This window comes from Neolewinella litorea, assembly GCF_004803465.1.
Lineage (GTDB): Bacteria > Bacteroidota > Bacteroidia > Chitinophagales > Saprospiraceae > Neolewinella > Neolewinella litorea.
The window spans coordinates 1-13,536 of sequence record NZ_SRSF01000002.1 but is presented as its reverse complement, the minus strand read 5'-3'; the positions used below and the strand labels follow the sequence as shown (position 1 = coordinate 13,536).

The following is a 13,536-nucleotide window of genomic DNA, read 5'->3' as shown; positions in this document are numbered from 1 at the left end:
CCCATCCCCTTCACTATGAACGACAAGGTAAAGGTGGGCCTGGTAGGCTCGCAGTTCATATCGACCATCCACGCCGAAGCGCTGGGCAGGGTAGCGGATGCGGAGATCGTGGCGGTGATGTCGCCCACCGAGGGCCACGCCAGGGCGTTCGCGGAGAAATTCAACATCCCCCGCAGTTTCACCGACCTGGACCGGATGCTGGCGCTGCCCGACCTGGATATGGTAGTAATCGGGGCCCCGAATCACCTGCATTGCGACATTACCCTTAAAGCGGCCAAAGCAGGCAAGCACGTGGTAGTGGAAAAGCCGCTTTGTCTGAACTTGCAAGAGGCGGATCGGATGATCGAAGCGTGCCATAGGGCGAACGTCAAGCTGATGTACGCGGAAGAACTCTGCTTTACCCCCAAGTACGTTCGCCTGAAGGGACTGCTGGACGAGGGAGCCCTGGGGCGGCCGGTACTCTTCAAGCAATCCGAAAAACACGACGGTCCCCACGCGGATCATTTTTGGGACGTAAATCTTTCCGGGGGTGGGGTTACTATGGACATGGGGTGTCATGCCGTACAGTTCTTCCGGTGGCTGCACCCCGGCAAGGCCATCAAGTCCGTCTACGCCCAAATGATGACGAGCGTACACCAGGATAAGACCCTCGGTGACGACAATGCTATCGTAATCCTCGAATTCGAGGACGGCGTGGTAGCGGTAATGGAAGAAAGCTGGACGAAACCGGGCGGTATGGACGACCGGGCGGAAATACACGGGTCAGGGGGAGTAGCTTACGCCGACGTTCTCCAGGGCAATTCTATAAAGACCTACAGCAGTACCGGAGTAGGCTACGCGGTAGAAAAAGCGGGGCATACCGTGGGCTGGAGCTATACGATGTACGAAGAGATCTGGAACTACGGCTTCCCCCAGGAATTTGAGCATTTCGTCGATTGCGTGAAGAACGACCGGAAGCCCCTCGTGACCGGAGAAGATGGAAAGGCCGTACTGGAAGTGATCTTCGCCGCGTATGCATCAGCGGGTACGGGGAGAAAGGTGATGCTACCGTTCACCACCGAGGTAGACCGACCGTACAAACTTTGGAAACAATAATTGCCGGCCCTGCGCAAAGAACGAACCCATGGACAGAAGAGAAGCACTGGCACTTACGGCAACGATACTGGGGGGGACCCTCATCGGCAGCCAGGTATTTCTGTCGGGATGTGCGCGGGAGAACGAAGGACAAAGCGCATTGACCGCGAAGGATGCCGCCCTGCTGGACGAGATCGGGGAAACCATCCTGCCGGATACGGAGCAGTCGCCGGGTGCGAAAGCCGCCGGGGTAGGGAGTTTTATGGTGACCATCGTCAACGATTGTTACGACGAGCGGGAGACCGAAATCTTCGTAGCCGGCCTGTCCACCCTCAACGAAGCGGCCAGTAAGACCTTCGGACGAGGGTTCGCCGCATTGACGGCAACCCAAAAAACAGATCTACTGAAGGGGTTCGATGCCGAGGCACGGCGGGGGAAGGGGCAGGGGGAGCCGCACTTCTTCACCATGATGAAGGAGCTGACGATTTGGGGTTACTTTACTTCGGAGGCGGGCGTTACCGAAACCCTCCGCTTCAACCCCGTCCCGGGCCGCTACGAAGGATGTATTCCTTACGACGGTGAAAACGCCTGGGCCTGAATGCCGCGAAACACAAGGCAGCAGGTCCAGCTCAGTCCGCAGTACCTACGGGCGGCCCTGCCAAGCGACCATCATCAACCGACACCGGGGCGTCGGCGCGCAGGTGCCGGGCAAGGTGGATGGTGGCCGTACGCGTCGCGGGCCGTCGGGCTTGCAGCCCGGCAGGAATGGGGAGAAGAGCGGGAATAGACGTGGATTGTGTTAGTTAATTCAACAAAGAATATGCGAACCTACCCCGCCCTAATGTCATGGGTGGCGGAGGGGGGAAACTGCGGCACCCAGCACGATAAACAATTGGCAGTAGTACCCCGGTAGCAGCTTCCTGCCGCTGGGTGGCGGTTAGTAAGGCGCGGCGGTCCTTGCGATCGAGGTCTTGCGCTCGCCATTTATTGGGCCCTTGAGTTCAGCAGAAAGGGGGCGTTTTTTCATTTCCAATTACAAAACACGAAACCAACTCCGTCGAAACAAGCCAATCTGTACCGAGAAGTGATCATTTTGGGCGGGGGTAGAGGGGAGTTGATTTCCGCTTTTGTTGTACAGAAGCGGAAAGAGTGCCCTGGTTGCGGGCACTAAGCCTTGTCGCGGTGTCGGATGCGCATGGGGAACACTTCATTAGTAGTGTTTCAGATTCTTCGGATAGTATAATGTACTGACGGGGAGTTTGCTAGGTCTTGGGGGTAGGGGAGGGGCGAATCCTGCAACACTTATGGTAATAGTGTTGCAGCAATTTTTCTGCTTGGCAGTTTGTTGACGCACATCAAGGCAAATGGTGAAAACGATAGTAGGTCAAGTGATACGCTATCACAGACCAGTCCACCCGTGATAATCTTCAATTTCCGGATCAATCGCCACGATTATACCGTACTCGTTCAGTACATAGGACTTCGGGATTGCCTTGATTATCATATCCTCCTCTAGGCGATGTTCAGCGTCCCAGTAGCTGGACCAGCTTACGTTATCTTCCTCCGAAGCACGAAGCCATTTCTCCCGGTCCTGATCGATGGAGATACTCACGATCGCCAAACTGCTATTCGCTATTTTATCCGCGATCTCCCACAATCGGGGGTGCTGCTGCCGGCATGGCGTGCACCAGGAAGCCCAGAAGTCTACATAAACGTGCAATCCACGAAGCTCGGAAAGATAGGCTGGCGTGCCGTCGGGACGTTGGATGGGTATATCCGGGAAAGTGTCCCCGATTGTGTAGCGGATACGATTGGCCATCCCAACTGCGTACACCTGTTTGGCCTGCGCATCCATGCGCGTCGTGTCAAATCGGGTGTACAGGGAGTCGAGGTGAGCCGCCGTCAGCCCATCGGGAGAGATGGCCGCCGAAGCTAACTGAGTACCAACCGCCGGATGGGAACCAGTCGAATCGATCAGATGGGCCATGAGTTCGTACACTTGTTGCCCGGTACTATCGGCTTTTGATAGCTCGATGTAGCGCGTCCGCATCGAAGTATAAAGATTCTGTGATGCGGAGCCGGAGATGATTACGTTCTGCAGGGTATTGACCGTACTAGGTTCCTCGCCCTGCAGTTGATAATCGGCTGTGACCTCAACTTTGTCCCCCCCATCCAGGTAGATCCGGGTCAAGGTGGAGGTGCCCGCTAGAACGATGGAGGCCTGTACCGGATGGTCGAGCTTGCCCGTGAAGAAAAACTGGCCGTCTTTCACGCGAATGCTATCCTTGACATCTTCATAAAACAAATAGATCCAGTCGGAGTAGCTACCGGAGACCTCTCCGTTTATGTAAAAGCTCTTGTTGGTATACTCCTCACCTTCAGTGGAAATACAGCTGGTGATGGGGAGCGCTAGCAGAGATATAAAAATTGGCGCACGCATGGAAGGTGAGAGAGGGTGAGAATACAAGATAGGGTATGCCTGTGGAGATGCCCTATAGTAGGTTGCTCTTCGTGTAGAAGTATAACCTAGCAAAATCACTTACTTTACTGGTGATCAGATAGTTAAGCGAAACAGTGTCCGGCTGTTTGATTTTTAGGTTACGTTTCCATGCCTGACCGGCGGTTTCTGTAACCTCCCGGCCTTCCCTTAAGAGGATGGCAAAACCGAGACGCAAAAGCGCCACCGCCCCCCTCCGGTGGACCCAGGCCAACACCCTCATAAAGGGCCTGATGGCCGACCGCCGCTACAACACCGCCCTGTTGATCGGCGCCGGGATTTACTTCGGCCTCCGGATGGGGACAATCTTCAGCTGCGGTGGGGCCGGATCCAGGTCGACCACTTCGTCATCCGGGGGCAAGACCGGGAAAAAAAGAATGGTCGAAGTGCACGGTAACTTCCTGAACCTGGCCAGGACTGACGGCCATTATCGACGTGAATTTGCGCTATATCGTGATCTGGGGATTGGCGAACAACCTGGCGGCGGAAGCAAGCCTGTGGGTGATCCGCCAGACGGTAGCCGAGCACGGCACCCCCGAGATCCTGAACTACGAACAGGGCAGCCAGTTTACCTGTACAGAATACGTCAATTATCTTAAAGAGCAGGGCATCGCCATCAGCATGTACGGAAAGGGGAGAGCGCTGGACAAGGTCTATATCGAGCGCTTCTGGGGTGCAATTAATTATTAACATATCTTCCTGAATCCGGCCGACGCCGGCCGCCAGCTTTACCAGTGAATCGAGGAGTGGCTGCATCGCTTCCACCACCGGGATCACCAGGGGATCGACCGAGTAAAACCTATCCAGCGGTACCGAAACGCCGCCTAACTTTGAATTAACTAACTTGGCCCATGGTAGGAAAACCCGAGGCACTATATTCTCTTTTCGGTGATGGTGTGTTGATTGTAGGCAACAAACTGGCGTCCGGAGTCCTTGCACTTGTGATTCTGTTTGCCGTAATAGGTTTTGCCGTTCTTGACTATGTTACCGGTAGCGCAGTCGGGGTAGATGAGCGTGTTTTGGAAGTTTGGTCGCTATTAAAATAGCGCTTCTGTTCAACTGCCCTTTTTAACTTAGTCCATCCTTATCTGATACACCGCCACACACACTAGTATGCGTTTAAAAATCACCTGTGATGTACTTCGACCTGGTCAGTATATTTCTCTCAATCATCAATATGAGCTGAGTAGCTATATCTACCATAGACTAGCGGATGCTGACCCTGAATTTGCGCAAATGCTTCATGAGCGGGGATTTTCCTTTGATGGTGAACCTAATAAAGTATTCCGATTCTTCTGCTTTTCTAATCTGTACGTTCCAAAGAAGTGGTCGAAATTCTCAGGCCACCGTATTCAGGTATTTGCCCGCAAAGTAAGTTTTGAAGTATCATTCCTACTTGATCGTGCGGCACAGTACTTTATAGTTGGTGCCTTCATGAACAGTCAGTTCGGCATAGGTAATGAAGATGGTGTATTAGACTTGAAAGTAACGGGTGTGGAGGTGCTTCCAGAAGTTAATTTTGACAGTCCCAGTGCTAGGTTCAGATTGATCACACCTGTCTATGTCAGTAAACCCGTAGAAGGGGGGGATGAGCGATTATCTAGTGACCACTTGTCACCCACTCATGAAGAATATACCCATTACTTTATCAAAAATCTGAAACGTAAGTACCGAGCGGCAACTGAACACGGATTGGTCGATGACATAGGTGATTCACAAATAGCTTTTCGTCTATTAACACCACCTTCCAATGTACGGCGTAAACCCCGAATCATTAAGAAGGGGCGCCCCGGCGAGACACGTATTATTGGTTACCAATATGACTTCGAACTTACCGCGCCTCCTACTATTCAGTATTTAGGGTATACCGTAGGCTGGGGCGGGCAGAATGCGCAGGGGTTTGGGTTAGGCAAGAAAATTTGAGTAATTATGAACGTCCCTCACGACCATGGTACGCGCTTGCGTATCCTCAGGATGCTCGTCGCGCTGCTGGACCGCCCTCACGGACTGACCAAGCGTCAATTGGCGGGGCAGTTTGACGTGTCCGAGGACACCATCAAACGCGACGTAATCGCCATTCGCAATGCCGGGTTCATCCTCGAACAGGACAATCGCTACCGTTACCACTTTCGGATTAATCAGCCTTACCGCCAACTGCGCGACCTGCTGCACTTCGGGCCGGAGGACCAGCAGCTACTCTACGCCGCCATCGACCAGATCGACCGTAACGGGAAGCGGGCGGAGCGCCTGAAGAAGAAGCTTGCGTCGCTGTACGACTACCGCAAACTAGGCCACGCCTACCTGGGCGCCCCCTACCTTACCAAGGTCGAGGCCTTAAAAACGGCGATTGTCGACGAGCGCGTTGTCATCCTGCGGGATTACCGTTCCAGTAACTCCGACCAAGTTATGGACCGCAGCGTCGAACCCTTTCACCTGGAACCCTCGGAAGATTTACTGCACGCCTACGACCTGGACCGGAACGCCATCCGGCACTTCAAGATGACCCGCTTCGCCCGCGTTGAGACTACCGACCGGGCCTGGGCGAACGCCGGTAAGCACCACGTACACACCAGCGACGTGTTCCGGGTGGTGGATAACCGGACCGTTCCGGTGTACCTGCGCCTGAAAGTAGGTGGCTACAATGCTTTAGTGGAGCAGTTCCCCCTGTCCAAAGCCTACCTCACGCCCAGCGGGGATACCGCGGACGAATACGTGTTCGAGGCTCGCGTCAACCACCGCTTTATCGGGTTAACGAACTTCGTGATGGGCAATTACCACCAGGTTACCGAGGTCGTTGAGCCCCAGGAATTGGTGGAGCATTTGCGGTTGGCGGGGGAGAAATTTTTGGGGAATTTAGGGGGAGGGCAGTAGTTGCGTGCCCTTTGCCGCCACCTTTGGACCAACAAAATGAACCATGATAGAGCAACTAACTAGATTTACAAGACGACAACTGGGTAGTCCAGATATAAAGACCCTAGGTATAAAACCAAAACCCGGATTGCACATCAAACTGCCTCTAGTCAGGAATTCTGAAGGAAGATCACCATTTAAAAAGTGGCGTCGAGATGAAGTTGAGTTTGAGTTGTATCGCTCCGGCACGAAGGTTTCGGACTTCATGCAGGACTGCGAGATAAGAAGACAGCTTTCTTGGTTTCCAGACCTGGGCAAGAAGAATGATATGAATAAATCATATGACTGTCCAACAAAGGGGGTGTCTTCAATATCCCCTTACACACTTGCAGTCAAGCGAAAATCGCTACCGTGTAAAAAACCTTCGGGCAGAGGGAAAACGAAAATTTCAGGCTACAAGTACGAAAAAAGCAAGCGCACTATTTTTGATAGATTTGACAACTTTTTTTCAGCCGCTAAAACACATATGTCCCATGTGTTGAAACAAGAAGTTGAAGTTTTTGAGAATTTTTTAAAAGATGAAAAAAACTTAATTGACTTCCTTGAAAGTTTGGATGCATATCAATCTGTATACGATGAAGACTATGTTATATTTTATTTAGGTGTTGAGTTATCCGATTTGGAAGAATCGTACCTGTCATATATCTCTATAAAAGGTTTTGTTGCTGACCATTTGGTGGAGACTGTCACGGACAATCTAATGAATAACATCGGACCGCCAGCGCTATATAACTCCTATAACGATAACAAAGCCTTCTTGAAGCACATCACGGCACCCATGACTTTAGGGAAAAAAGTGGATGTATATGATGCGGTGCTTTTGATTCAGTTTAAAGAGTTGATGAATCGAGGAATTTTTCCTAATCCGCTGCCAGTCTTCGTTGGCCCTCAGGCCGAAACGCTGAACCGGAAGTTTGATGAGCTCGTCCAACGCGAGTACGGTAAGAAAAGCGACGACCGACACCGGGACGTCATTAAATCCATCCTCAAACTCGGGGCGGAGCGGCGTGCGCAGTTTGTCTTGTTTTACTACGTTGGGGGAATGATCCTCGACTGGGGTCGGGTGGCGCGCTACTCCCACGAGCTGACCACGGATTCCCATTCCGGTTGGCGTATCGAGCCCCTGCTGCCCGAGACGCAAACCGGAGAGGGAGGAACGGGCTTCCGCTACGGCCCGCTGAATAACGTTTTTGATCTGGAGGACAATTTATTGCCGGTCATTTTTGACAATGAATTAATCGTAAAGATTACCCCCGGCAAAGGCAAGGAGGCCTTTCGCAAGATCGTCGACCGCCGGTGGTTTTCGGAACTCAGTAATAAGGCGGGGAAAGACGGCGTGATGGCCTCCGTGGCGGCCTACCGGCAGGGTTTTTACGACTTCATCTATAAAGGGCAGCGGGGGCAGATCTCCGCAGCGGCTTTCCGGAAGATCATGCAAGCGAGTATTCGGTATTCGATTAACCAACATGGTTCGGCTTCATATCCTACAATAGTAGAAGCTGAAATTCGTCTCAAACTAAACATTTTAATTAGTCTCTTTTCGCATTTTGATGGAGACTACCAAACATCCAATACTATGAAGCAAACAATCCGCGAGCTACCTGATCGGCTTCGGCGCGTTGTCGATCGATCGAATGACCACGAGCCGGTTCATCTGGAAAATACTGATGAGTTTTCCTATTTGGTGGGGCAAGCTATCCGGTACATCTTTGGCAAAATGCAGACGGATAATATTCCGCACAGCGAGTTCGTACGGTTTACTCGAATAAGAACAGCGGAGAAACTTGCCAAAGCACTTTTTGAACTCGTGAACCAATATGGTCACATTCATAAAAGTAATCGTTTCAAGGTTGCGGTAGGTGAAATAACTGCCTTTGGAAATGCTAACGATGATGAAGTAAATCAATTGCTGCTAATGTCCGGTTACTTCAACTATGCCCGTAAACAAGACCGACTACTAAACGCAAGCGATACCTTGACTACCGAAGTATAAACCCATTCATACCCAAGAAAAATGAACCAATATTCCCAACGCGCCTATGGCTGCGCCATTATCAAAGCCGTCAACTCCAATTACAATGCCGACTTCAGTCACCGACCGCGCACTCTCCCCGATGGCACGGCTTACGCGACAGACAAGGCACTGAAGTATCTGATCCGCAACCACTGGGTGCAACATCTAACCGGTGAGCGCGACTATGTGCTATACTGGAAGCGTTACGATGACAATCTCAAACCTTTTGGATTAGACGATAGCTATGAACATAAATTCTCAAAAATTGAGAAGAAGACTTCTAAAACCGAGGTTATCAAAAATCTTCTAGACTGCCTCGATGTCAGAACGTTCGGAGCAACATTTGCGAGTAAGAACGGGGTGAGCATGAGCCTGCATGGGCCATTGCAAATAAGTCATGGGCTAAACCGCTACCCAGTTAGTGAGGTGTATGCGGAACAAATTGGCTCGCCATTTGCAAATAACGAAGAAGGTAAGAATAAGAAGGAACAAACAACCCTCGGCACCCAATACAAAATCGACCGCGCCTACTACGCCCACCACCTCAGTCTGAACCCCAGCAACCTTACGGCGCACTACCAACTTGACGGCATCGGCGCGACCGGGCTGACCGGGGAGGACGTCGAAAAGATCAAGGAAGGCGTTCGTAAGGGGCCGACTTATTACGACAGCACGGCGAAGAGCGGTACGGAAACGGCGCTGTTGCTCTGGGTAACCCTGAAGGACAAATCCCAACTCGTCCTACCCAGCTTCGTCGAGCTCGTGCAAGTAAGCGATGACGAGACGATCGACCTACAACTGGTAACGGACCTCCTGGCGCGGGAAGGCATTAAGGACGCCATCGAGCGTGTGGAGGTTTACCATGAGCCCAGCACTGCGGTCATCAACCTACCGGCCGGGGCGGAGCTAAAGAACCTGATTTAAGCATGGCCCGCTCGATTATTGAATTCACCCTGCGGGCCGACTTTGGCTTCTTCCGTAAACCGGATACGAACGATGGGATCGTCTTCGGCTACGGGATGCTGCACCGGCCCGCTCTACTCGGTATCCTGGGGGCTATCCTAGGCCTGGATGGATTTCGGAAGAAGGGACGGCGCCCGGAGTACTTGGACAAGCTCGGCTCCTTACCTATCGGCATTGCACCCGCGTCCGCGCCCCATCCCGTCACGCAAGCACCGGCCGACCCCAATCCCGCCGCCTGGGCTACGGCCACCGTCGAGTACAACAACGGCGTCGGCTACGCCAGCCAGGAACAGGGCGGCAACTGGATTCTGAAGGAGCAGATGACAGTCGGACCCGCCTTTACCTGCTACGTGCTGATTGATGACGAAGACGGGTTGCAAGCCGAACTTGGCGAACGGCTCATGACGGGCCGGGCCGAATTTTTGCCCTACTTCGGTAAGAATGAATTCGCCGCCGGGTGGCTGGCGGAGGAGACGGTGCGGCACGCCGCTACAGCGTTTACCGCGACGGAACCTTACCGGGTAGCCACGCTGGTGCGCGAACCGGATGGTGGCTTTCCTCGGCTGGACTCCGGGGATGACTTTTTCAGTGACGAAATACCGTTTTATTATGTCGAAGAGTTGCCGACCGAATATCGCGAAGATCTTTGGCAGTACCGGCTACGGCAACACGTTTACACCAGCTTCACCTGGGGCTCAGATGCGCACTTGATGAACCTGTTTCATCTCAGCGACGGACGGATCGTACAACTAAACTAGTATGATAACTTTTGTGGAAATTATTCCCGAGTTGGAAGACTTGCTTCCAGCTACGGCGGCTACCCCTACGTACCTGGGTCATACTTCGCAGCGCGCAAACGTCAAGGACGAAACGCTGACCGACCATGTGCGTCTGGTCCATAAATACTTTGGCCACTTGGCAAAGGCGCACGATCTGGAAGCGGTTGTGGACAACTTGATCACCACACTTTTAGCCTCCTATGGTTTATCGCCCGAGCGGTTCACTGAAGTGGGTTCACACATTAAGAAACTCTTCGTCGCCGCCCTCGCATTTCACGACTTCGGTAAGACGAATCCCAATTATCAGAGGCAGTCGCTCAGCAACTTGGAATGGCCCGGTGGGGAGCATCCCGTGCCTTTCTACCCTTCGAAGGGACACAGCGAACTGGGTGCGTTTCTGTACGTCCACTATTTTTTGCCGCACGCCTTTGGACAACCGGAACGGGAGGTGAAAAGCCTATTGATGCAGCTGACTTTTGGGCTGTCGTATTCCATCTGCCAGCATCACGCAAAAGGACAGTTTGAGCTGGCTGATTATGGGAAGCGTAAGATGCAGGAGTGGTACCAACCGCAATGGTTTAACCAGGTAAAGTACTTTATTGAGTTGTACGGTTTTGATCCCACACCATTGCCAGTAAATCGCTGGGATAAATGGACAGGAACAGTACTTAAGCTAGTTGAATTGGCCAACCCCGCCCCCTATGCCCTCCACTCCCTTATCAAGCTCAATTTCAGTCTGCTGACGGCCTCGGATTACCTGGCGACCAGCGATTACATGAACCAAACACCGCTCGACGACTTCGGCGTCATCGGTGACACGCTGCGGCAAAAAATCGTGGACAAGGCCAAATCTTCCGTCGACTACAACGCCGCCATCTTCGCCGCAGCGGCGGACCTAGATTTCGAGTTGACCTTCCCCACCGCACGGACGAACGACAACCTGAACCTGCTGCGCAAGGAAATGGCCGTCGAGGCACTACGGACACTCGACCGCTACCCCGACGATCGTATCTACTACCTCGAAGCCCCGACGGGCGGGGGCAAGACGAACATCTCCATGCTCGTGGCCGCCCGGCTACTCGAACGGGATCCTACCCTGAACAAATTACTCTACGTTTTTCCCTTCACGACTTTGGCCACCCAAACCCTGGGGGCACTCAAAGAGGTCTACGGTCTGGAAGCCCACGAAGTAGCTGAGATTCACGGAAAGGCCTCCTACCAAAGTGTGAAAGAGGAACGCGAGCGCACGGAGGTGGACGCCACCTACGGCAGCGAGCGGGAAGATCACCTGCGCTATCTGTTCTTCCACTTCCCGGTCGCGCTGGTTACACACGTCCGTTTTTTTAACTGGCTGACGACCCACTGGAAGGAGCCGAACTACGTCTACCACCGGTTGGCCGGTTCGGTCGTGATTCTGGACGAACTACAGGCTTACGACCCGAAGCACTGGGCGAAGGTGGCACGCTACCTGGACCACCTCGGCCGGCACTTCAACTGCCGCTTCGTCATCATGAGCGCAACGTTACCGAAGTTGGATGCCTTACTGCCCCGCGAGGTCCGAGGAACGTATAGTTTCCGCGAACTGATCTCGGATGCTCAGCGCTACCTGCGCAACCCGAATTTTGCCGGGCGGGTGCAATTTGAGTTTGATCTACTGTACGATGAGCGGGGTAACCGGCGGACGATCAGTTTGGAGGACCTCAGCGGCCACGTGCGGGAGCAGGCCGAGAATTACCGGCGGGGTACGAACCAAAGAGGGGTATTCGTCATCGTCGAGTTCATCTTTAAGCTGTCGGCAGCGCAATTCCAGCGCCTGTTTGCCCAGGATGATTATTTTGATGAAGTACACCTGCTTTCCGGGACGATCTTGGAACCGCAGCGGCGGCTGATCATTAACCGCTTGAAGCGGGCCGAGACGCGGTTGTGTAGGGTGCTACTCATCACCACGCAGGTCGTCGAGGCGGGTGTCGATTTAGATATGGACATCGGCTTTAAGCACGTCAGTTTGCCGGACAGCGACGAGCAGCTGGCAGGGCGCGTCAACCGCAACGTGAAAAAGGAGGGCTGTCGCTTGTGGCTTTTTTATAGCGGTGACGATCCAAAAGTGATCTATGGTAATGACTTTCGATACCAACACCTTGCTAAGAAGCGGAACCAGGACTCTTTGAACCACCAGGAGTTGCACAAGTCGCTACTACGAGATAAGTCATTTAATGAATTGTACAAGCACGTTTTTGGCTTCATCAACGGCCTCGAAGACACACCCGGGCTGAAGGACATCATCACCTACGAACGGCACTTGCAGGAATTGGATTTTGTGAAGGCGCACGAAGAGTTCCAGCTCATCGAGGGCCGTAACGAGACGGTGTTCGTGCCGTTGCGGATTCCATTTGCGGTGCCAGGCAGTACGGCGGATTCCATCGATCTATTGTTCACCCCCGATGAGCTCAGTTTTCTCGGTGGGCTCGGGGTGGATGTAACGGGCGATACTCTGGACGGGGGGGAGGTGTTTACAGCCTACTTGAACGTCATTCACCCCCCCGAAGTGGAAGACGAAAAGCGCAAGCGGGACTTCATCCGCGACCAGAATAACTACCGCCGAATGGCCGCTATCCTGAGCCGCTTCAGCTTCAGCCTGATGAGTACTAAGGAGTTGCTATTTCATCTAGTTCAGTTCTGCGACACTGACAAAAGCGCTTACGGCTACCATTATCTACAACACTTCCGAGAAGTTTATAGCCTCACCGATGGGCTGGATCAGGATAAGTTCGACCGAGGAATCAACAATATTATGTAATCAATTTTGCGCGACCGCAGGTGCAGTGAAAGGAAGGAAGAGCAGAGCTGAAGCATTTCTCCGTCCGTCTACCCCTGCGCCTATAACCCGCAACAAATGCGACCGATCAACGCGACGCTAATTAATCTCTACCACGTCTGTCACCGGCAGTTGTGGCTGCACGCCCACGAACTCCGGATGGAACACGAGAGCGACGCGGTGTACGCTGGATATTCCGATCGGTCTGACCCCCCTATTCCGAAAACCTTTGACCCCCTGATTCCGGAGCTTTGACCCCCCAGAATGTGGAAAACATTCCGGAGGTCTGACCCCCTGGCGGATAGCCGCGCGCTTTGCCACCTTGAGCGATCACCAACCGCTCCCGTCGTGGCTACAATCAAGCGCATGGACCAGATCAGACGCATTCTCCAGACCCTGCACCAGCTGGGTTCTATCAAGGCCACCGCCGCCCGCCTGGGCGTGTCCAAAAACACGGTGCGCGAGTACAAACGGCGGGCCGAAG

Annotated in this window: 12 protein-coding genes; 11 read left to right on the top strand and 1 reads right to left on the bottom strand. The window is 53.1% G+C overall.

Features of this window, described 5'->3' with window-relative positions; genetic code table 11:
• The first annotated feature begins 15 nt into the window (after positions 1-15).
• Complete coding sequence (locus E4021_RS05790) at positions 16-1,095, top strand: Gfo/Idh/MocA family protein (RefSeq protein WP_136457325.1); 1,080 nt, start codon at positions 16-18, stop codon at positions 1,093-1,095.
• A gap of 28 nt (positions 1,096-1,123) precedes the next feature.
• Positions 1,124-1,672, top strand: a complete 549-nt coding sequence (locus E4021_RS05785; protein WP_136457323.1) for a gluconate 2-dehydrogenase subunit 3 family protein — start codon at positions 1,124-1,126, stop codon at positions 1,670-1,672.
• 801 nt (positions 1,673-2,473) lie between these two features.
• Here E4021_RS05785 and E4021_RS05780 read toward each other — a convergent pair.
• The gene (locus E4021_RS05780) at positions 2,474-3,514 is read right to left on the bottom strand and encodes a TlpA disulfide reductase family protein (protein ID WP_136457321.1); all 1,041 of its coding nucleotides are present in this window, start codon (positions 3,512-3,514) and stop codon (positions 2,474-2,476) included.
• A 474-nt stretch (positions 3,515-3,988) separates the two neighbouring features.
• Here E4021_RS05780 and E4021_RS05775 point away from each other — a divergent pair, with 474 nt between their 5' ends.
• The 9 genes from E4021_RS05775 to E4021_RS05735 all read left to right on the top strand — a co-directional run bounded on the left by E4021_RS05775 (position 3,989) and on the right by E4021_RS05735 (position 13,307).
• On the top strand, positions 3,989-4,261 hold the full coding sequence (locus tag E4021_RS05775) for a DDE-type integrase/transposase/recombinase (protein ID WP_136457319.1): 273 nt from the start codon (positions 3,989-3,991) through the stop codon (positions 4,259-4,261).
• Between the two features lie 161 nt (positions 4,262-4,422).
• Complete coding sequence (locus E4021_RS18670; protein ID WP_136457317.1) at positions 4,423-4,617, top strand: hypothetical protein; 195 nt, start codon at positions 4,423-4,425, stop codon at positions 4,615-4,617.
• A gap of 67 nt (positions 4,618-4,684) precedes the next feature.
• Positions 4,685-5,494: a CRISPR-associated endoribonuclease Cas6 gene (gene cas6 / locus E4021_RS05765; protein ID WP_136457315.1), complete on the top strand. Its 810-nt coding sequence runs from the start codon at positions 4,685-4,687 to the stop codon at positions 5,492-5,494.
• Positions 5,495-5,500: 6 nt separating this feature from the next.
• On the top strand, positions 5,501-6,442 hold the full coding sequence (locus tag E4021_RS05760; protein ID WP_136457313.1) for a helix-turn-helix transcriptional regulator: 942 nt from the start codon (positions 5,501-5,503) through the stop codon (positions 6,440-6,442).
• 43 nt (positions 6,443-6,485) lie between these two features.
• A complete protein-coding gene (locus E4021_RS05755) occupies positions 6,486-8,474 on the top strand; it encodes a hypothetical protein (protein ID WP_136457311.1) in 1,989 nt (662 codons plus the stop codon).
• A gap of 21 nt (positions 8,475-8,495) precedes the next feature.
• Entirely contained in the window at positions 8,496-9,419 is a 924-nt protein-coding gene (locus E4021_RS05750; RefSeq protein ID WP_136457309.1) for a type I CRISPR-associated protein Cas7, read from the top strand.
• 2 nt (positions 9,420-9,421) lie between these two features.
• A complete protein-coding gene (gene cas5 / locus E4021_RS05745) occupies positions 9,422-10,216 on the top strand; it encodes a CRISPR-associated protein Cas5 (RefSeq protein WP_136457307.1) in 795 nt (264 codons plus the stop codon).
• A 1-nt stretch (position 10,217) separates the two neighbouring features.
• A complete protein-coding gene (gene cas3 / locus E4021_RS05740) occupies positions 10,218-13,034 on the top strand; it encodes a CRISPR-associated helicase Cas3' (protein WP_136457305.1) in 2,817 nt (938 codons plus the stop codon).
• Between the two features lie 96 nt (positions 13,035-13,130).
• On the top strand, positions 13,131-13,307 hold the full coding sequence (locus tag E4021_RS05735; RefSeq protein WP_136457303.1) for a Dna2/Cas4 domain-containing protein: 177 nt from the start codon (positions 13,131-13,133) through the stop codon (positions 13,305-13,307).
• Positions 13,308-13,536 lie beyond the last annotated feature (229 nt).

Bases quoted from the DNA above. Each gene is read 5' to 3' on its own strand.
- E4021_RS05755 (WP_136457311.1), top strand. From the start codon at position 6,486: ATGATAGAGCAACTAACTAGATTTACAAGACGACAACTGGGTAGTCCA.
- E4021_RS05785 (WP_136457323.1), top strand. From the start codon at position 1,124: ATGGACAGAAGAGAAGCACTGGCACTTACGGCAACGATACTGGGGGGG.
- E4021_RS05735 (WP_136457303.1), top strand. From the start codon at position 13,131: ATGCGACCGATCAACGCGACGCTAATTAATCTCTACCACGTCTGTCAC.
- cas3 (WP_136457305.1), top strand. From the start codon at position 10,218: ATGATAACTTTTGTGGAAATTATTCCCGAGTTGGAAGACTTGCTTCCA.
- E4021_RS05780 (WP_136457321.1), bottom strand. From the start codon at position 3,514: ATGCGTGCGCCAATTTTTATATCTCTGCTAGCGCTCCCCATCACCAGC.
- E4021_RS18670 (WP_136457317.1), top strand. From the start codon at position 4,423: ATGGTAGGAAAACCCGAGGCACTATATTCTCTTTTCGGTGATGGTGTG.
- E4021_RS05760 (WP_136457313.1), top strand. From the start codon at position 5,501: ATGAACGTCCCTCACGACCATGGTACGCGCTTGCGTATCCTCAGGATG.
- E4021_RS05790 (WP_136457325.1), top strand. From the start codon at position 16: ATGAACGACAAGGTAAAGGTGGGCCTGGTAGGCTCGCAGTTCATATCG.
- cas5 (WP_136457307.1), top strand. From the start codon at position 9,422: ATGGCCCGCTCGATTATTGAATTCACCCTGCGGGCCGACTTTGGCTTC.
- cas6 (WP_136457315.1), top strand. From the start codon at position 4,685: ATGCGTTTAAAAATCACCTGTGATGTACTTCGACCTGGTCAGTATATT.
- E4021_RS05750 (WP_136457309.1), top strand. From the start codon at position 8,496: ATGAACCAATATTCCCAACGCGCCTATGGCTGCGCCATTATCAAAGCC.